Annotated in this window: 15 protein-coding genes and 1 riboswitch; of the genes, 7 read left to right on the plus strand and 8 right to left on the minus strand. The window is 66.8% G+C overall.

Annotation, left to right across the window (positions count from 1 at the left end):
• Positions 1-58: 58 nt before the first annotated feature.
• Both ACOQFL_RS06855 and ACOQFL_RS06860 read right to left on the minus strand, forming a co-directional pair.
• Positions 59-2254, minus strand: coding sequence for a putative cobaltochelatase (locus ACOQFL_RS06855; protein ID WP_435543236.1), 2196 nt, complete (start codon positions 2252-2254; stop codon positions 59-61).
• Between the two features lie 36 nt (positions 2255-2290).
• Positions 2291-2460, minus strand: a riboswitch (cobalamin riboswitch).
• Positions 2461-2503: 43 nt separating this feature from the next.
• Complete coding sequence (locus ACOQFL_RS06860) at positions 2504-2980, minus strand: GNAT family N-acetyltransferase (RefSeq protein WP_435543237.1); 477 nt, start codon at positions 2978-2980, stop codon at positions 2504-2506.
• 152 nt (positions 2981-3132) lie between these two features.
• Between ACOQFL_RS06860 and ACOQFL_RS06865 the strand changes: the two genes are divergently transcribed.
• Entirely contained in the window at positions 3133-4134 is a 1002-nt protein-coding gene (locus ACOQFL_RS06865) for an adenosine deaminase (protein WP_435543238.1), read from the plus strand.
• A gap of 221 nt (positions 4135-4355) precedes the next feature.
• Here ACOQFL_RS06865 and ACOQFL_RS06870 read toward each other — a convergent pair whose 3' ends face one another.
• On the minus strand, positions 4356-5222 hold the full coding sequence (locus ACOQFL_RS06870) for a S1 family peptidase (protein WP_435543239.1): 867 nt from the start codon (positions 5220-5222) through the stop codon (positions 4356-4358).
• Between the two features lie 322 nt (positions 5223-5544).
• Between ACOQFL_RS06870 and ACOQFL_RS06875 the strand changes: the two genes are divergently transcribed.
• Complete coding sequence (locus ACOQFL_RS06875; RefSeq protein ID WP_435543240.1) at positions 5545-6180, plus strand: LysE family translocator; 636 nt, start codon at positions 5545-5547, stop codon at positions 6178-6180.
• Between the two features lie 25 nt (positions 6181-6205).
• Here the strand turns inward: ACOQFL_RS06875 and ACOQFL_RS06880 are convergent, their stop codons facing one another.
• Positions 6206-7012, minus strand: coding sequence for a S1 family peptidase (locus ACOQFL_RS06880; protein ID WP_435543241.1), 807 nt, complete (start codon positions 7010-7012; stop codon positions 6206-6208).
• A gap of 357 nt (positions 7013-7369) precedes the next feature.
• On the opposite strand from ACOQFL_RS06880, the gene ACOQFL_RS06885 reads away from it, so the two are divergent.
• A complete protein-coding gene (locus ACOQFL_RS06885; protein WP_435543242.1) occupies positions 7370-7915 on the plus strand; it encodes a YbhB/YbcL family Raf kinase inhibitor-like protein in 546 nt (181 codons plus the stop codon).
• A gap of 85 nt (positions 7916-8000) precedes the next feature.
• Here ACOQFL_RS06885 and ACOQFL_RS06890 read toward each other — a convergent pair whose 3' ends face one another.
• Together ACOQFL_RS06890 and ACOQFL_RS06895 are read right to left on the minus strand one after the other, a co-directional pair.
• Complete coding sequence (locus tag ACOQFL_RS06890; RefSeq protein WP_435543243.1) at positions 8001-9272, minus strand: hypothetical protein; 1272 nt, start codon at positions 9270-9272, stop codon at positions 8001-8003.
• Complete coding sequence (locus ACOQFL_RS06895; protein ID WP_435543244.1) at positions 9269-10807, minus strand: cellulose synthase operon protein YhjQ/BcsQ; 1539 nt, start codon at positions 10805-10807, stop codon at positions 9269-9271. The genes ACOQFL_RS06890 and ACOQFL_RS06895 overlap by 4 nt, the downstream gene beginning before the upstream one ends.
• 466 nt (positions 10808-11273) lie before the next feature.
• On the opposite strand from ACOQFL_RS06895, the gene ACOQFL_RS06900 reads away from it, so the two are divergent.
• The 3 genes from ACOQFL_RS06900 to ACOQFL_RS06910 are packed head-to-tail and all read left to right on the plus strand — an operon-like array spanning position 11274 to position 14349.
• The gene (locus ACOQFL_RS06900; protein ID WP_435543245.1) at positions 11274-12065 is read left to right on the plus strand and encodes a CDP-alcohol phosphatidyltransferase family protein; all 792 of its coding nucleotides are present in this window, start codon (positions 11274-11276) and stop codon (positions 12063-12065) included.
• 2 nt (positions 12066-12067) lie between these two features.
• Positions 12068-12496, plus strand: a complete 429-nt coding sequence (locus ACOQFL_RS06905; protein ID WP_435543246.1) for an FAD synthase family protein — start codon at positions 12068-12070, stop codon at positions 12494-12496.
• Positions 12497-12534: 38 nt separating this feature from the next.
• Complete coding sequence (locus ACOQFL_RS06910; protein WP_435543247.1) at positions 12535-14349, plus strand: right-handed parallel beta-helix repeat-containing protein; 1815 nt, start codon at positions 12535-12537, stop codon at positions 14347-14349.
• 49 nt (positions 14350-14398) lie between these two features.
• Here ACOQFL_RS06910 and ACOQFL_RS06915 read toward each other — a convergent pair whose 3' ends face one another.
• Together ACOQFL_RS06915 and ACOQFL_RS06920 are read right to left on the minus strand one after the other, a co-directional pair.
• Positions 14399-16060, minus strand: coding sequence for a hypothetical protein (locus ACOQFL_RS06915; RefSeq protein ID WP_435543248.1), 1662 nt, complete (start codon positions 16058-16060; stop codon positions 14399-14401).
• 1 nt (position 16061) lies between these two features.
• On the minus strand, positions 16062-17267 hold the full coding sequence (locus tag ACOQFL_RS06920; protein ID WP_435543249.1) for a glycosyltransferase: 1206 nt from the start codon (positions 17265-17267) through the stop codon (positions 16062-16064).
• A gap of 230 nt (positions 17268-17497) precedes the next feature.
• Here ACOQFL_RS06920 and ACOQFL_RS06925 point away from each other — a divergent pair, with 230 nt between their 5' ends.
• On the plus strand, positions 17498-18787 hold the full coding sequence (locus ACOQFL_RS06925) for an O-antigen ligase family protein (RefSeq protein ID WP_435543250.1): 1290 nt from the start codon (positions 17498-17500) through the stop codon (positions 18785-18787).
• Positions 18788-18846: the final 59 nt, after the last annotated feature.

Below are 18846 nucleotides of genomic sequence, written 5' to 3' on the forward strand. Positions count from 1 at the left end.
ATTGTATCAGCCATGGCCGCCACACCGTGTGCGACGGTGCGCTCCCGACGGAACGGATTCACGCGAGCACCGCACCGGCTTCCCGTGCCGCGCGCACAACACCGGCGACGTTGTCGGCGGAGAGTTCCTCCAACCGCAGATTGGGAGCTCCGAGCACATGCGCCAGCCGATCGGCCATGCCGAGACGCACCGGCCCGTTCTCGCAGTCCACCACCACGGAAGCCACATCCATTTCGTTGAGCAACGCCGCCGAACGCATCGCGTCGTCCACGGCGCGACGGCTACGAGTGGAGGAGTTACCCGCGGCGTCGACGCCCACAGTGGCCTTACCGTCGGTGAGCACGACCAACAGCGGACGACGCTGCGGATCACGCATCCGCTCGGTACGGATCACCTTGCGAGCCGTGAGCAGCCCGCCCGCCAACGGCGTCTTGCCGCCGGTCGGCAGCCTGCGCATCCGAGTGGCAGCGGTGTCCACCGACGAGGTCGGGGGCAGAGCGATCTCGCCATCCGCCCCGCGGAAGGTCACCACTCCCACTTTGTCCCTGCGTTGGTAGGCGTCGCGAAGCAGCGCGATGACCGCACCGCTGACGGCGGACATACGTTCCCTGGCAGCCATCGAGCCCGAGGCGTCCACCGCGAAGAGCACCAGATTGCCCTCACGTCCTTCGCGCACCGAGTGGCGCAGATCGGTTGCGTGCAGCCGCAGGCCGGGGCCGGAACGGCCCCGGGAACGCTGGTGCGGCGCCGCGGCGGCCAACGTGGCGGGCAGGTGAACACCGTGACCGTCCACCGCGGACGAGCGCACGACCTGGCCGGTACGGGAACGCGACCGCGAGCGCCGTCCCGGTGCGCCTTCGCCGAGCCCGGGAATCTCCAGCAGCCGAGCCCGGAACGTGCTGTCCGAGGCCTCGGAAGTCCGCTCGCGCGGGGCTCCGCCGGAGCCCTCGGAGCTGTTCCCGTCCGAACCGTTGGCAGCATTACCGGCGGCATCGTCGCCGGAAGGCGGTGCCCCTTCGGCCCCTCCCGAAGGGGCGTTGTCGGGCCCCTGGGGCGCGTCCGGAGCGCCGGTGCCACCACCTCCGGAACCGTCCTCGTCCGAAGGCCCCTCGTCAGGGCCGTCAGTGGGGCCGTTCTCGGAATCGTTCGACTCGGAACCACCGTCCGAACCGGACGTGACCGAGTCCGACGCGGACTCCTGCTGCTGCGCTGCGTCCTGTTCGGCATCGGCCAGGGCCTGCTGCAACTGCTGCTCGTCCATTCCCGGCTCGTCGAACGGATCGCGCCGTCGGCGGTGTGGCAGCGCCAGCCTCGCCGCGGCTTCCACGTCCGCCGCGGCGACGGCGTCGACTCCCCGCCATGCGGCGTGCGCGACCGCGGCACGTGCCAGCACCAGATCGGCGCGCATACCGTCCACCTCGAACGAGGCACACACCGAAGCGATCCGGCGAACCTCGGAGTCCGGCAGCTGGACGGAGTCGACCCGGGAGCGGGCATCGGCGATGCGTCGCGCGAGCTCGGCGTCCTCCTCCGCCCATTCCTTCGCGAACCCGACGGGATCGGCCTCGAAGCGCAGTCGACGACGCACCACCTCGGTACGCGTGTCGACCTCGCGCGAGGCAGCTACCTGCACGGTCAGCCCGAAGCGGTCCAACAGCTGGGGACGCAGCTCGCCCTCTTCCGGGTTCATGGTGCCGACCAGCAGGAACGACGCCGCGTGCGACAGCGAGACCCCCTCACGCTCGACGTGGGAACGGCCCATGGCGGCGGCATCGAGCAACAGGTCGACGAGATGGTCGTGCAGCAGGTTGACCTCGTCGACGTAGAGCACCCCGCGGTTGGCCGCGGCCAGCAGACCGGGCTGGTAGGCGCGGACTCCCTCGGTCAACGCGCGCTCGACGTCAAGCGATCCGACCAGGCGGTCCTCGGAAGCGCCCACCGGGAGTTCCACGAGTTGGGCGGGGCGACGAGTCCCGGCCGCCGCCTCGTCGTGCGGCCCGTCGGGGCAGTCCGTGTCCGGCTCGGCGGGATCGCAACCGAAGCGGCAGTTCTCGACGACGTCGAGAGCGGGCAGCAGAGCCGCGAGCGCACGCACGATGGTCGACTTCGCGGTACCCTTCTCCCCCCGCACCAGCACCCCGCCGATACGCGGGTACACCGCGTTGAGCAACAACCCCAGTCGCAGATCGTCGTGCCCGACAACCGCGGAGAACGGGTATCGCACGGTGGACGGTGCCGATGTGGCAGCGGTCATCGCCGGTATTCCTTCCTAGGGTCTCGGACGCCCCTGGTTGCGGAACGCAGCAACGGCAGTGTCCTGACTCCCGGATCGCCGCGTTTCTCCGGCCTTCCCGGGTGACTCCCGGTGGCCAGTTCGTGGGAAAAACGCTCCCCGGTCACAGTGGCGCCGGCCGTGCCGGATTCACACCGGCTTCCTGACCGTTGCTTGCTTGGGCCACGTCGCATCCTCGCAGAAGCCCGTTCGGGCACCAAACGTCGTGCCCTACCGCGTTACTCCCGTCACTGTCGGGTCCCGATACATGTCGATGTGCGGTATTCCGTCCTCCTCATAGGGCTCACCGCACTCGACGAACCCGAACGACCGGTAGAACCCCACCGCATAGGTCTGGGAGGAAAGCACCGCGTACGACTTGCGGACCTCGGCGACAGCGGCACGCATCAGTTTCTTGCCGAGCCCCATTCCACGGGCGGAAGGGGCGGTGCACACCCGTCCGATCCGAAAGGTGCCGTCGGGGTCCTCGAGCAATCGCAGATATCCGAGCACGCCGGAATCGGCGGAGTCGATCCAGAAGTGGCGGGTTGCTCCTTCGAGGTCACGACCGTCGAGTTCCGGATAGGGGCAGTGCTGCTCGACGACGAAGACGTCCACGCGCAGCCGCAGCATGCGGTAGAAATCCTCCGGCGCGAGATCGGCCGTGTAGGCGCGCTGCACCGCGGTGGCGAGGGGATGCGGGTTCACCCTCCAGTACCTATCACACCGTCGCGTGATCCCGGGCGGTCGTGGCGTGCGGAGTCCGCCATGCCACGACTCGGCGGAGGGCTCCGCGCGGAACGGGACGGAACGGTTACGTTTACTTACTTCGGTTCACCGCCACAGGGAGGGACGAGACATTGAGCACGGAAACCTCGACGGCGCTGCGAGTGCCCAAGACCGAGCTGCACATCCACATCGAGGGTGCGCTGGAGCCGGAACTGACGTTCGCCCTCGCCGAGCGCAACGGCCGCACGCTGCCGTACGCGGGGGTGGAGGAGCTGCGTGGGAAGTACGAGTTCGGTGACCTGCAGTCGTTCCTGGATCTGTACTACACCGGCATGAACGTGCTGCGCAGCGCGGCGGACTTCACCGAGCTGGCCGATGGCTACCTCGCCAGGGCGGCGGCGCAGGGTGTGCGCCACGCCGAGATCTTCTTCGACCCTCAGGCACACACCACCCGAGGGGTGGCGCTGGAGACGGTGCTCGACGGGCTGGAGGCATCGTTGTCGAGCAGCGAGCGTCGCTTCGGGATCAGCACCGAGCTGATCGCGTGCTTCCTGCGCGACCGAGGCAGTGAGGAGGCCGAGCGGATGCTGGACGAACTGTTGGAGCACCGGCAGCGCATAATCGGCATCGGCCTCGACTCCGCGGAGCTGGGGCATCCGCCGGGAGACTTCGCGAGGGTGTTCTCCCGGGCCCGGCAGGCGGGGCTCCGGTTGGTGGCCCACGCGGGCGAGGAGGGGCCTGCCGACTACGTCTGGCAGGCGCTGGACGTGCTGGGGGTCGAGCGGGTCGACCACGGGGTGCGGGCTCTCGACGACCCCGAGCTGGTCAGCAGGCTGGCACGTGACCGTGTTCCGCTGACGGTGTGTCCGCTGTCGAACGTGAGGCTGCGCGGTGTGGCGAACCTGCGGGAGCACCCACTGCCCCGACTGGTCGATGCCGGTGTGCTCACCACGATCAATTCGGACGACCCGAGCTACTTCGGTGGGTACGTGGGTGACAACTTCCGGGCGATCGAGCGGGAGCTCGGGTTCGGCGAGACCGCGCTGCGCGAGTTCGCGCGCAACTCCGTCGAGGCGTCGTTCCTCCGGGACAGCCGACGCGAACAGCTGCTGACCGAGATCGAGTCGGTCTGACTTCCTCCCCGGAGCGAACGCCGAGAGTACCGCCGACGAGAGAAACGGTGAGTCCGCCGGGAGCGTCAACTCGGTATCCGCGCGCCCGGACTGACGGCCGTGCCCCGGGACGCTCCCGATGATGAGGGGCACCTCTCCCGCGGCGCCCGGCACCCGTTCACCGGAGCGGAGTGGTCGTGGCCGGTTTTCCCGAAACGGACCACTCCGCCCCGGCGGCGAGTTCACCGGACGGGAGTCACCGCGACATCGCGAATCTTCGTCGCGTAGGAGGAGAGCCGCGTGTAAACCCCCGGAAAGCCGGGGCGGGCACAACCACTTCCGTAGGAGACCAGCCCGACCAGTCTGCCGTCGACCACGAACGGCCCTCCCGAGTCCCCGCCGCACGCGTCCTTGCCTCCGTCGGGATATCCCGCGCAGAACATCGCGCCGGGATCGAAACCCGGGTATGCCCGGGAACATCGGGAGTTCGACATCACGGGAACCCGTACCGAACGCAGCACCGGTGAGGTCGGTTCCGACTCGGCGGTGCGTCCCCAGCCGTAAACGGTGCCGGTGGTGCCCGGCCGATACCGCTCCCGCTCCTCGGCGGCCACCAGTTTCAACGGCGGCGCGGGGGCCCTGCTCCGCAGGGTCAGCACGGCGACGTCGTAACCACGGGTGAAGTGCTCGTACCGCGAGTGTCGCCACACCTCTTCGACGGCGATCACCTCGCCTTCCCGGGTTCGGAGATCGCGGCGATCGAGCACGACCCGGATGTCGGTGATTCTCCTGGCCGCACCGGTTGCCGGATCGAGCGTGCAATGCGCCGCGGTAACGACCTCACGAGCGGACACCAGCGCACCCCCGCAGAAGTGGGTCCCGGCGGAGTCGGTGAGTGCGACGGCCCAGGGTGCGGCCTCCGGGGCGGTCGCGGTACCACCGACGATTCTGCCCCGCACGTCACCGCGCTCGGCCATCGGTTCCGCCTGAACCACAGTGGTGGTTTGCACGGCCCACAGCAACGGAACCAGGCAGCACACGAGCACCCCGAGTCGACACCGCAGCGGTCGATTGGCCTCCTCGAGGGAAGTGCCGCCGTGAACCCACAACAGTGGTCTCCAGTTCTGCCCGAGCGTGTTGAATCCACGACGGAACGTAGCGCCTGTTGTTGCACCGAACACAGGAGGGACAACTCACAGCTGTAGCGTAATTTTTTTCGTTATACTCGCCTTCAGGCGAAAAAGTTGCTTCTTGGTCGGACTTTGCGCGGCATTAATCCTGAAACACCAACCGGGCAGTCCGGCAAGCGACGAGACGGGCCCCACGATCTCCCTCGAACGTGTGAAACCTGTCGTCCACAAGTGACCTCTTGTCGGTGAAACGTGTGTCGACGACCCGAATCGGCCACGGTCACGTACGGAAAGGAACGGCATGCTGCTGGATCCGGGAACCCTGCCGGGCTTCGTGCTCATCAGCACGGCGGTAGTACTCACCCCCGGCGTGGACACGTTCCTGTTGCTTCGCACCTCTATGAGGTTCGGGACACGGCCGGGGCTGTACACCCTGGCGGGCATACACACCGCGAGCCTGGTGCAGGTGGCCCTGGTGATCTCGGGCCTGGGAGCACTCGTCACCAGCAGGCCGGAAGTGCTCTCGATGCTGAAGTGGGTGGGAGCGGCTTATCTGATCTATCTGGCAGCGACCATCCTGCACGGACTCTGGCGCTCCCGGCACGGCGACACCGCCGACTTGCTCGGTGACGCCCCGGCGACGCCGGATGCCAACCCGTACCTGCGGGGGCTGTTCAGCAACATCACCAATCCCAAGATGCTGCTGTTCAGCCTGGCCTTTCTGCCGCAGTTCGTGGGAGCCGCGAGCAGTCCGGCCCTGCAGCTGACGATGCTCGGGCTCGTTTTCCTGTCGTTGGCCGCCGTGTGGGAGCTGGCGATCGTGCTCGGCGCCTCCCGCGTGGCGGGCCGACTGCGGAAACCGAGCATCCGCAACTCACTCGACGTGGTCAGCGCGGCCGCGTTCCTGGGGATCTCCGTGGGACTGGTGGTCGGCTGAACGGCCCGACGCGAGTCTTCCGAGGTCAGAACCGGGCCCGTATCCGGTCGGTATAGGCCGCCACCTCGGTGTAGACCCCCGGCTTTCCGGGGCGGGCGCATCCCACGCCCCACGAGACGATGCCGATGATCTTGTTCCCGACGACCAGCGGACCGCCGGAATCACCCTGGCAAGCGTCCACTCCCCCATCGGGGTACCCCGCGCACACCATCGCGTTCGGCACGAACTGGCGGTCGTAGACCTTGGCGCACTCGGCGTCACCGACCACCGGAACCGTCGCCCGGTGCAGGACGTCCGAGTGCTGTCCCTCTTCGGAACGGGCTCCCCAACCCAGCACGGTCGCCTCGGTGCTGTCACCGTAAAGGCCGTCGTCGCTCGGGGTGGCCAACTTCACCACCGAACGTGACACAGGCTCCCGCAGTGTCAGCACCGCCACGTCGGCCCCCTGGTAGGGACTTCTGTAGTCGGGATGAGACCAGATGTCGGTCACTCCCAGGACCCTGCCTCGCTGACTGTTCTTGTCTGCCCGGCCGGCCACCACGTCGACCCTGGGGGCTCGACGGTCGATCACACAGTGTGCCGCGGTCAGCACCTTGTCCGAGGCGACCAGCGCACCACCGCAGAACTGCTTTCCCCGGGAGTCGCTCAGATAAACCACCCAAGGGTACTGGTCGATGTCGGCGGGTTTTCCTCCGACGATCGGGGTGGCCGATGCCGTGTTCAGTTCGGAAGGTGGTTCCTCGGTGGCAACCGTGGTCGTGGGAAGCACCACCCAGAACGCGAGAGTCACGAACAGCACAGCCGGAAGGTTGGGCCACAAGCGTCGTCGCATTCGAAGCTCCCTGTAGCGGTCACCGCTTTCCGGAACCGTGGTCCGGAGGTAACGGAAAACGAGTACCGGATTTCGCGCATTGGTGGTCGTTCGTAACCGGGCCGTCGCGGTCAGTGTCTACGACCTCGCCGCTGAGAGCTCAGCAGCAAGCCGGGATTGGACAACGACTCACCTGATCGAGCGACAAAATGGCGTTTCCGGCACAGCGCCGAAAGACGAACCGGACCGGTGGGAGCTCGACGGGAGTGCCCACGATCGAGGTCGGAGCGATGATTACGGTGGAAGCGGCCGATCACCGAAGAACGGCGATTCCGGCCGAGGTGTACCGAAATCCGATCGACGAGAAGGGTAGACGCAATGAGCCTGGAGCGTCCCATCGATCCCGATCCCTACAGTCTGCTGCCCGAAGTGCCGTCGTTCACGGTCACCTCGAAAGACGTAACCGATGGCCAACCCATGGCCAAGGCCCACGCGTACGACGGCATGGGAGCCGGCGGCGACAACATCTCGCCGCAGCTTTCCTGGCACGGCTTCCCCGAGAACACGAAGAGCTTCGTGATCACCTGCTTCGACCCGGACGCCCCCATCCCCGGTGGGTTCTGGCACTGGGTACTCGTCGACGTGCCGGCCTCGGTCACCGACCTGGCGACCGGTGCTGGTGACCGAAGCGGTACCGGCGTACCGGAGGGCGCCTTCCACGTGCGCAACGACGTGGGCGAGCAGGCGTTCGGCGGCGCGGCTCCCCCGGAAGGCGACCGTCCACACCGCTACTACTTCGCGGTGAACGCGGTCGACAGCGAGAAGCTCGGTGTCGACAGCACCGCCACTCCGGCCGTGGTCAACTTCATGCTCGCCTTCCACACCCTGGGGCGTGCCGTGATCACACCGACCTACGCGCACTGAACCGTTCCTCGGTGCGGTTGGCACGGAGCACCGTCGTGCGGCGCCGAGTGAGTAACCGGGGCCGCACGACGGCGGTGTCGACACTTCACCGCGCGCGGTAGCCCCCAGGCTCCGCCGCGGCCGCCGGGAGACCCGGTTCGGACCGAACCAACGTCCGCAGCCGATAAGCGGCATATCCGCCACCCAGTGCCAACGCCCAAGGCAACGCGGCCACCGGAGCGCCGAGCGCCAGCGCCGTAGTGGCCACGCCCAGCCCCACGACCGAGTCCGTCAACCGTGGGAGGAACACCGCACGGGACATGCGTCGGGTCACGAGCTCGGTGGCATAGGGAAGTCCCGCCGCCCACAAGGCGAGATAGGCCACCCAACCGAACACGGCCCCGGCATCGACGCTCCTGCCGAACAACGGCGGAGCGAGCAGCAGGGCCAGCACCGCGATCAGCAGTCCCGCGAGGACCGTGCCACCGCACAGCAGCCCGGCGGCCCTTCCGATCAGACGCGGGTCCCGTCGGTCACCGCCCCGCTCGCGTGCCGCCAGCTTGCCCAGCAACAGGCTTCCCGAGCCGTTGATCACGACCTGCACCGGAGCGACCACCAACCGGGCGAGTTCGAGCACCCCGACAGCCGCCGTGGAGATCAGCCCGACCACCGAGAGCCTGGCGGCCAGCAACGTCAGCGGACGCAGTCCGGACTGCAGGGCTCGCCACACCGCGAACCGGGCCAGCCCCGGCAGTTCCGCGACCCCCGGGCGCAGCGCACGCCACTCGTAACCGGGCAACTGCCACAAGCCGAGCGACATCGCGGCGAACGCACCGCAGCACATCGATCCGAACAGCATCGCCGGAGTGGGGTCCCGAGCCACCGCCGACAGCACCGGCAGCGCCAACGCGGTGACGAGGAGCGAACACACGTCGTTGAGCAGCAGGGCGTGGAAGGAGACCCGGACCACGAACAGTCTGCGTACGGTTTCCGCGGCCAGTTTGCAGCCCACCAGCAGCGCGTACGGGACAGCCAGCCGGAGCCCACCACCGGAGAACGTCAGTGCCAGTACCAGCGCACCCGACACGCACAACGCGGCCACCAGCAGCGCCGCGCTGACCAGTGCCGCACGGTATCGGGGTTCGTGCCGGTCGAAAACGGTGAAGCTGTCACAGACGAAGCCGATGTAGAGCGCGTTGGCCCCGACGAGCATGGCGAGCAACACCGCGAAGACACCATACTGTGACAGTCCCAGCGAAACGGCCGCGACCAGCTGGACGAGGAGGCTGGTGGCGGCGGTGATCCCCTGCGCCGCCACTCCGGCCACACCGTCCCGCACCTGGCCACGAAGCCATCCGGGAGTTCGGTACGAGGTCACTGTCCACCTCGGTGAACGGTTGTCGCGGAAACTCGCCCCTGCGCCTCGCCCTGCTGCTCGGTGGGCTGCGCCGTAGTCGGCGAGCTCTGGGAAGCGAAGGTGAAAACGTAACCGGCGATCTTGCCACCCAGCAGCTCGATCCGTTCACGTGCCCTGCGCAACGCGGCCACGGAACGCTCCTTGCGGACGGTGAGCACGACTCCGTCCGCGGCGGGGACCAGGGCACTGACCTCCGGGGCGGATTCCAGCGGCGGCAGATCGACCAGCACGAGATCGTAACCACCCCGGGCCTCCACCATCGCTCTGCGCAACAGTGAGGAGCGGAAGTAGTCGGGAGCTCCCTCGCTGGCACGCCCGGCGGGGATGACTCGGAACTCGATACCGGGTCCCACCTCGATGACCCTGGTGGAGGCGTGCACGGTCGCCGCACCGGTGGCGATGGGGGCCATGCCGTACCAGTCGTTCTGCAACGCGACGTTGTGCGAGAGTTCCCTGGTCCGAACAGCCGCGTCCACCACCAACACCCGAAGCCCGTCCCGGGCGGCGGCTCCCGCCACCTGCAGCACCGTCGTGGTGGCACCGTCCCCGGTGGAAACTCCCGTGACAGCCACCAGTCCACCTCGGACGGTGTTGCGCAGTACCGAGGAAACGAGGCGGTAGGACCCGAGCGGCGGCACCACCAGGTTGTGCAACCGAGCGGTCTCTCCCTCGCCGAGGGCTTCCACCTCACCCAGCAGTGGTTCGTCGGACAACCGCGCGAGGTCCGCGGCGTCGCGCACTCTGCGGTTACGATCGGCGCGTGCCCAGGCGACCGTCGCTGCCAACAGCACTCCCACCGCGAATCCGACGACCGCGTCACGTAGCAGGGCGGTGAGGACGCCCGAGGAGTCGGTAACAGCCTTGTCGACAAAGGACACACCATCGCCGAACTGGTCGGAGGCGATCCTGATCTCGGTTATGCGCTGGTCCAACTCGCTGATGGTGCGGCTGGAGGCCGAATCAGTGCCGGAACCGGATTCGGCGATGTCGGCCACCAACTGTTCGCGTCGGTTGCGCAGCGCCTGCAACGCCTTGTCCGCCGCCGCGGAGACCTCCGCCCTGGACTCCCGCTGGTAGGCGGCCACCACGGCGTTGGCGATCTCGGTGGAGCGTTCGGCATCACCTATGTCGACCCGCACGAGAATCGAGTCACCGTTGTCGGAGGCCTTGGCGGTGACCGCCTCACGAAGTTCCTTGATCGTCTCCTGCCCGCCGAGCCGTTCCCGGGCGGTTCCCAGCGTACGATCGGAGGTCACGAACAGCGCACGCTGGTTGACGTATCGCACGAACCCCGATTCGCTCGTGACCTCGAAACCCAGCGCCTGCGCCGAATCGGGGGCCTTGAGCACGATGCGGGCCTCGGCCACTCCGGCACTTCCCACGGTCAACGCGACGAGGACGCTGACCAGCACGGTGCCGAGGACGATCCCGAGCGAACTCAATCGATAGCGCCATAACGCGCCGAGAATGTTCGGGGCGGGCAGGGGTTCATTCATGCGAGCTCCATTCGACGCGTGAGCGGCCACCGGAGACGGTCACGATCGAGCTGGTCACCGCGACGACAGGCACGGGGTACGGCGGCACCGATCACGATAGCCTCCGTGGGGCCCGACCAGTGAGCGGAGGATTACCCGATTCCGACCGGTCCGAAGTGTCCGAACAACGTGCCGGTCGGCGCGCTCCGCGGGGTAGCTTACGCCGAGGGCGGGGTAACGGTGTCACTCCCCGAGGCGAACACCATGATTACGATAACGGTGTAACGAACAGCGCCCGCTTGACGAGTATCCGGGCACGTCCGAGAGTCTGACGAATCGTGAAGTTTCCGCCCGCTCGGAGCACACGACGATTTCTCCGTCTTCTCGAGTGAACACTCATCGGAAACATCGATTCGATAACGGCCCGTCCCGGATCCGGGTGACGTATTCGGACAGAGCTACGAGTACCTTCGACGAAGGAGATCCTGTGCGCGGACCTGCCTTACGGAGTGGTTCCCGGTCGGGGAACGTTCGGGCCGAATCGGCGTTCCGGGAAGCGTTACACCGCCTCCCCGGAGCGCAGAAATCCGCCGGCGGAGCACCCGCGTACTCCAGGTTCATCAACCGCAAGGCGGGCGGTTATCTCGCCGCCGCGGCCTACCCGGCCGGGTTTACCCCCAACCAGGTGACCACCATGAGCGCGGTGTTCACATTCGGTGGAATCCTCGGGTTGGCCACCGTTCCTCCTTCCCGAACACTGGGTGTGATCGTCGCGCTGGCTCTGCTGCTCGGTTACGCGCTCGACTCCGCGGACGGGCAGCTGGCCAGACTGCGGGGTGGCGGAAACCCGGCAGGGGAATGGTTGGACCACATCGTCGACAGCGCGAAGATCCCCGTGCTGCACCTGGCCGTGCTGCTCTCGACGTTTCGGTTCGGGGACACGGCGAGCGCGTGGTTGTTGGTTCCACTCGGTTTCGCGGTGACCGAAAGCGTGTTGTTCTTCGCGATGATTCTCAACGACCAGTTGCGGCGCGCACATCCGAGACCGCCCGCCGCACCTTCGACGAATTCCACGACACCTGGAATCGTCAAGTCATTACTGGTCGCACCGACCGACTATGGAGTGCTGTGCCTGTGCTTCATTCTTTTGGGTGACAGGATTCCTTTCTTCACGGTGTACACGATGTTGTTCGCGGCACATTTCTGTTTCGCCTGCCTGGCACTACCGAAATGGTTCCTCGAGATGCGGGCACTGTGCCCACCGGAATCGGGACGGTGAACATGCCGGTGATCGGATACGCGCCCGGCGCCTACGACATGTTCCACATCGGCCACCTCCGGATTCTGCAGCGAGCGCGTTCGATCTGCGACCGGCTCGTCGCCGGTGTCGCCACCGACGAGATGATCCTGCGAGCCAAAGCCAGGCATCCCGTCGTTCCGTTCGAGGAACGAATCGAGATCGTCGCGAGCGTCCGGCACGTGGACAACGCGGTGGCCGACCCCTATCTGGACAAGTTCCTGGCATGGCGGAAGGTCGGTTTCCACGTTCTGATCAAGGGTGACGACTGGAAGGACACCGAACGGGGCGAGGCCCTGGAGAACAGCCTGGGAGCCGTGGGAGTCAGGATCGTGTACTTCCCGTACACCGCACACGTGTCCAGCACCGCACTCCGTGACCGGATCTCGGTACCCGAACGTCCCGGCGGCTGACCGAGCACCACACGACGACCCGATGAGGCCAACCCGAAATGTTTCCGCTGGTTCCGCGCACGAAGAGACACCGAAACCGACTCGTCCTCGCCTCGGGAGCGATCCTGCTGTGTGCCGCGGCCGTGCTCGCGGGAATCCTGGTGCGGATCAATTCCGGAACGGCGGAAACGGTGGACAGGCATCCGCTCCCCGACGCTTCCCCGCTCCCCAAGGTTCCCGGCACGAACACGCCGGTGCCCCCGGACGCGCTGTTCGTGGCCACCGACGGCTCCGACGCCGCGACGGGCACCAGGCAAGCACCGTTGCGCACTCTCGGGGCGGCTGTGGAGCGGGCGGGCTCACCCTCGACGATCGTGCTCCGGGAAGGAACGTACCGGGAGAGTGTGGGAATCGTACGCAACCGGTTGCGGATCAGATCCTTCCCCGGTGAACAGGTGTGGTTGAAAGGCAGCGAGATCATCGCGGACTGGACCCGCACCACGCGAGGGTGGCTGCACCGAGGCTGGTCGCCGGGTTACTGCCGGGACTGCTACCTGCCGAGGATAATCGATTCACGACACCCGAACGCCGGTCTGCCGGACATGGTCTTCCTGAACGGAAAACCGTTGCGGCAGGTGGCGGCTCGTGGGGAAGTCACGCCGGGGACCTTCTACGTCGACGCCGCCGAGAACACCCTGTTGTTGGGCTCCGACCCGAGAGGCGAAACAGTCGAGGCGAGCGTGCATCCGTGGCTCCTGCAGTTCGACGGTCCCCGTGCTGCGGGCAGCAGCCTGCACGGTATCGGGATCGCGCATTACGCCTCCCGGCAGGAGTACGGCAGAAGGGGGGCGATGGTGGTCGTCAACGCCGCCGACGTGGTGCTGCGCGACAACGCGTTCGCGTGGTCGGCCTCCAGTGGGGTGGCCGTGTTCGCCCCGAACGCCGAAGTGGACGGCAACGTTATCGCCGACAACGGCCTCGTGGGGCTGATGTCGAACGAGGCGCACGGCGTGCGACTGGTGGACAACCGGGTGCTGCGGAACAACAGGGAGCGCTTCGCCCTCTCCGGCCCGGCGATCGGGGCCGGTGGTGTGAAGATGACGCGTACCCGGGGAGCGCTGATCGAGCACAACTCGTTCTTGAACAACATCGGCACCGGCTGGTGGTGCGACCTGGGCTGTAGCGACGCGACGATCGTGCACAACACCGCGCGGGGCAACGTCAAGCACGGCTTCTACTACGAGGTCTCCTCCCGGGCACTGTTCGCCTCGAACCTGGCCTCGCACAACGATCGGTTCGGAGTGAAGATCTCCAGTTCCGATCACATCGGATTCTTCAACAACACCTTCTGGCGGAATCACAGCTCCCTGGGGATATACAACGATCCGCGTCCTCCATCCTCCGATCCCTACAGTCACGAACTCGGCCAGAGCTGGATCACCGCGGATACCGAAGTCGTCAACAATCTCTTCGCGGGAACCGCTCGCGATCAACCGTTCATCAGGATGGGTGGCGACAAAGCAGCGGACGTGCGGACTCCGGCTTTCGTATCGCGCAGTGACGGCAACGTCTACCTGCGGAGCGACGAGCCCTACCTCGCGGAGTGGTACCACGGTGCGGAGAAGCACAGCCGGTTCGAGTCGCTGGCCGAACTGACCGAAGCAACCGGACAGGGCGAACACAGCACATCGAAACGCACCGAACGTCATCCGTTCCGCGCGCCGGACAGTGACGACTTCAGACTGCGTGCCGGCGCGGTGGGTAGCGGCGCCGGGCGCCCACTACCGGGGGATGTCGCCGAGGAACTCGGCGTGCGGGCGTACCGGCATCCGGATGTGGGGCTGTTGACCGACCCCGGAACTCGCGGGAGTTGAGGGACCGGCCTGGTCCGCCATCCAGGCGGGCCAGGCCGGTGACGGTCGTTCACCAATCCGTACTGCCCCGTGGCGAACCGATGGCCGCCCCGTCGGCGTCGACGGCTCTGATCCAGTACTCCACACTACCGTCGGGAGCCTGGGTGTCGGTGAACCGCATGGTGGGCCGCGACCACGGCCAGGACTCCTTCGTCACCGTGTGGATCGGCTCGGACGCACCGACCCGCACCACTTCGTAACGAATGGCCCGGTTCTGGGCGTCCCATGTTCCGGTCCACTCGATCGTGACGTCCCCGCCGGGCCACTGTCGCTGCACGTTCGGGGCACGGAACGGCACCTGGGGACCGTTGTGGACCGCTTCCGGCACCGAACGCGCCGCGAACCGGGTCAGCGACTGCTGTTGCGCGCCGTTGACCGTGGTGAACTCACCACCGACGACGACGTAGTCCGAACTCGCTTCGATCGTCCACGTGCCGTTCTGCCAGGGGCTGTCCGCGGGGCCACCATTGGTGTTGGGCAGCCAGGGCAGCAACGCGGGAACGGGGTCTCCCTCTGCCACGTGGTTCGGGTTGGCAGCCGCGGTACCGGCCACATCCGTGCTCTCCGCGGTCAACCGTTGGTAATCGATCGGCCCGTCCTCGGGAAACGCCCCGAGCGCGGCACAGGAGTGCGTGTGGGACGCGGAGTAGACCACACCCTCGGAAACGGCGACCGACTGAGTGTCGCCGTAGCACCCGTCCATCCAAACCGTGGCACCATCGTCGATGCGCACGGCACCACGACCCTCGAAGCGAACGGAGCCGTCACTATTCCAGTTGTACGCGCCGAAATAGGCACGGCCATTACCGTCGGTGTCGATATCGGTGACCACGTCCTCGGGAGTGGGCGCCTCCCACTGCCAGGAGACGTTCGCACCGGTGGCGTCGTCGACAGCCGTCAGCGCGGATTGGGAGTCTCCGTTGACCTTGTCAAAGGCACCGCCGATGAGCGTGCGCTGCTGTCCCGGAACCGCCGAGATACTGTGGACAGTAGCGTCGACGGTGGGATTCCACGGCAGCAGGTCTCCCGCGGTGGACACCGCGCCCAGCCTGGTGCGGTCGGTGCCGTCGACGCTGTCGAAGGCACCTCCCATGTAGACGGTGTCCTCGGTGACCGAGAGGGCCCGTACGCGACCCGCCACCGTCGGGTCGAACCCGTCCACCAGTGTGCGGTCGGCCGCGTCGAAGGACGCCACCCTGGAGCGCCACCGATCGTTGATGCGGTCGAAGTCACCCCCGACATAAACCCTGCTCTCGTCGGGAGAGGCGGTGACGTTGAAAACCGTGTCGCATCGCCAGCGGTTCTCGCCGAGCGAGTCGCACAGCGGACCGGGATCCGCGCTGGATTCGAACGCTGTGGAGGTCACCGAGGGGGACCAGTCGAGCAGCTGCCCGGTCCGGATGTCGAAGGCCAACAGGTTGTCCCGGATGACTTCACCCGTGCCTCCCGGAGAGACCCCGGCGGGCCGGGCCTTGCTGAAGTGACCGCCCGCGTAGACGGTGTCGCCCACGATCGCCATCGACAGCACGATCCCGTTCGTCTGCGGGGTGGGCAACGCACCGGCCGTGACCGGCTGTGGTTGTTGCTCGGCCGCCCCCGCCGGAGCGGTCAACAGCCCCAGCCCGAGGATCCCGACAAAAGCCGCGCCAACTCTTCGGCTACGACGTAACATCTCACTCCTTTCTGTCCGGTTGACTCCGCCGCGATTCGGTACGGCCGGCCACGGCGCGGCCGAACAACCGCGACACCTTCCCCGTTACCGGGAAGACTCGACGGGCGCACAACCGTTCCGCGAGTTCCGCGTACCCACGTGCCACGGCATCCCAGTCGTAGTTGCCTCGCAGCACGGCGAGCTGGGCACGCCCACGATCCATCGTGTCCTGTGGGAACTCCTCGGCACGGTCGAAGCATTCGGCCAACGAAACCGGGTCGGTGAAATAGACACCGTGCTCCCCCAACACTTCCCGGTTGAACGGCACATCGTAGGCCGACGTCGCTGTCGCGGCCCCCATGGCTCGCAGCAATGACGGGTTGGTGCCACCGACCGAATGCCCGTGAACATAAGTGAGCGCGTTCGCGTAGAGCTGGTCGAGACCTCGCTGGTCCCAGACCGACCCCAGCAGCCTCACCCCGGAGCCGCGCGCCGCGAGCCTGCGCACGTGTGCGGTGTAGGAATCCGCGTAAGGAGCCGCCCCCACGACCACCAGCGGGTGCACCGCACCGCTCCGGAGATAACCGGCCACCGCGACGTCCACGTGGTTCTCCGGTTCGAAACGCGCCACCACCAGGTGGTACTCCCCGGCCCGCAGCCCGTACTCGGACAGGGTGTCGGCGCCGATCGTGTCCAGCACGGGAGCGCCGTAGGGGATGTATTCCGTGCCGACGCCGAACCGCTGTGCGTAGTACTCCTGGATTCCCCGGGAATCGGCGATGAGCGCGTCGGACCAGCGAACCGCCGCCGCTTCGGCCGCCCGGTAGTAACGGGACCCGAGCCTCCCCCACTTGGCACGTTTCCACTCCAAACCGTCGACATGGGTGACCACCGGCACCCCACGAGCGCGCAGCAAGGGCAGGAACGGCGCGTTCGCGGCGTTGAAAACCACGGCCACGTCCGGTGGATTCCGCAGCAGGTGGCCCACCGAGATCCCGGTGTGACTCAGCGTCTCCAGGGTTTTCTTGCGGAGAGCGGGCAACCGTACCAACCGCATTCCCCGGTACTCGGGAATCCGTTCGGCCTCGTCCTCGTCGTTGCCGTCGCGGCAGTACACGGTGACCTCGTGGCCCAGCCGAACCAACCGGGCGCCGACCTCCTCCACGCAGGTCTCGAATCCACCGTATCGCGCGGGAACACCCCGCGTACCCAACATCGCTATGCGCATCGCCGTCCAATCGAATCGCGCCCGTTCGCCGTAGTTCGGCAATCAATGGTGCGGGCGCGGTGACCGCTGTATAAGCTCGCGGTATCAGTTCGTTACCAGATCTCCTCCGAGACGCGCTCCTCGCCTCGTCTCCGGCCTCACCATTCCGCGCTGTCCGAGCCACCGGTTCCCGACACCTCTGGCAGGACTGGTAGAACCCGTTTCGCAAGACACCCAAGCCGAGGATTTCCGTGCTCGACTATCGCCACTTCCTTGCCGACGCATCCGGTTTCCGCTCCGATCGGGACACGATCCGCCTGACCGTGTGCGCACTGGCGTTCATCCTAGCCAGCGAGTACGAATTCCGACTCCGCGATCAGGACCAGTCCATTTCGGGCAATCCTGACCTCTTCGTGCTGCTCGAGATCGCCACCTACGGAGTGATCTCCTGCTGGTTGTTCCTGCGGTTCCGACCCACGCCGAGGCTCGTGACGGCCCACTGGACGACACTCGCGACTTATGCCTACATCGCGGTGTTCTTTTTGTCCACAGTGTACTCGCCGTATTTCGAGATGGCTCTGGTGCGATCCTGCCAGATGGTGGTCATCCTGGCACTGACGCGTACGATGGCGCGCCACTCGGATCGCGCGAGCATGCACTTCCTCGCGCACGCCTACAGTGCGCTGATCACGATGTCGGTGATCTTCGGAGTGCTGGTCCCTTTCCCGCGCAGGGAAAGTCAGCCGGATCGGTTCACCTGGCTGTACCTGCACCCCGTGGCCGCGGGGCAACTACTGGCGATCGCCGTGATCGTGCTCGCGAGCTACGTCATCGGCAGACGCAACACCAGGACCGGTCCGCGCTGGCCGCTGGGGATCTATCTCGGCATGCTGGCCGTCTGTGCGGGCGGGTTGATCGCGACCAACACGCGGAGCGCGGCACTGGCCGCCGCGGTCGGTTCGGTCGTGGCGTTGTGGATCAGGTGGCGGGGAACCCGCAGGCTGGAGATCACGGCTTTCCTGTCGGTCGGCGTGTTGACGGTGGTGATGGCAGCCGCACCCGCCATCGCCGGGTTCTTCACTCGTGGTCACTCGATGTCGCGGCTGCTGACCCTCAACGCCCGGACCGAATTGTGGAGCTACGCCCTCGAAGCCTTCGGACAACGGCCGCTGTACGGGCACGGCCTGAGTGCCACACGCGGGCTCTTTCTGGACGAGATCGGACTCGGCGGCGGTCACAACGCCGTGATCAACCTGCTCGTGAACAACGGCCTGCTCGGCCTGCTCGTCTGGTCGGCGCTGGTGATCGGTATATTCGTCAACACCACGCACGCCAAACGGTTGCGACCAGAACCGCGTGCGGACCGCACCATCATCATCTCGGTCACGTTGGGGATGCTGGCCAACTCGGTGTTCACCGAATCCCTCGGAGCGCCCGCCAACGCTTCGGCCGTCTGGCTGCTGATGCTCGCGGCCTGGGCCGGGATGCTTCGGACGGAAACGGAGCTCGCGGGCAACGGGAACTCCGCGATCACCCGCTGACAGCGCCGAGACCGTCGACTTCCGCACTTCCCACGACGGTGGGACTGCCCCGATGGGAG

The organism is Actinopolyspora sabaoui, from assembly GCF_051225635.1.
Lineage (GTDB): Bacteria > Actinomycetota > Actinomycetes > Mycobacteriales > Pseudonocardiaceae > Actinopolyspora.

Excerpts from the sequence above, each read along its gene's own strand:
- ACOQFL_RS06915 (WP_435543248.1), bottom strand. The coding sequence starts at position 16,060 with ATGTTACGTCGTAGCCGAAGAGTTGGCGCGGCTTTTGTCGGGATCCTC.
- ACOQFL_RS06910 (WP_435543247.1), top strand. The coding sequence starts at position 12,535 with ATGTTTCCGCTGGTTCCGCGCACGAAGAGACACCGAAACCGACTCGTC.
- ACOQFL_RS06920 (WP_435543249.1), bottom strand. The coding sequence starts at position 17,267 with ATGCGCATAGCGATGTTGGGTACGCGGGGTGTTCCCGCGCGATACGGT.
- ACOQFL_RS06880 (WP_435543241.1), bottom strand. The coding sequence starts at position 7,012 with ATGCGACGACGCTTGTGGCCCAACCTTCCGGCTGTGCTGTTCGTGACT.
- ACOQFL_RS06905 (WP_435543246.1), top strand. The coding sequence starts at position 12,068 with ATGCCGGTGATCGGATACGCGCCCGGCGCCTACGACATGTTCCACATC.
- ACOQFL_RS06875 (WP_435543240.1), top strand. The coding sequence starts at position 5,545 with ATGCTGCTGGATCCGGGAACCCTGCCGGGCTTCGTGCTCATCAGCACG.
- ACOQFL_RS06885 (WP_435543242.1), top strand. The coding sequence starts at position 7,370 with ATGAGCCTGGAGCGTCCCATCGATCCCGATCCCTACAGTCTGCTGCCC.
- ACOQFL_RS06895 (WP_435543244.1), bottom strand. The coding sequence starts at position 10,807 with ATGAATGAACCCCTGCCCGCCCCGAACATTCTCGGCGCGTTATGGCGC.
- ACOQFL_RS06855 (WP_435543236.1), bottom strand. The coding sequence starts at position 2,254 with ATGACCGCTGCCACATCGGCACCGTCCACCGTGCGATACCCGTTCTCC.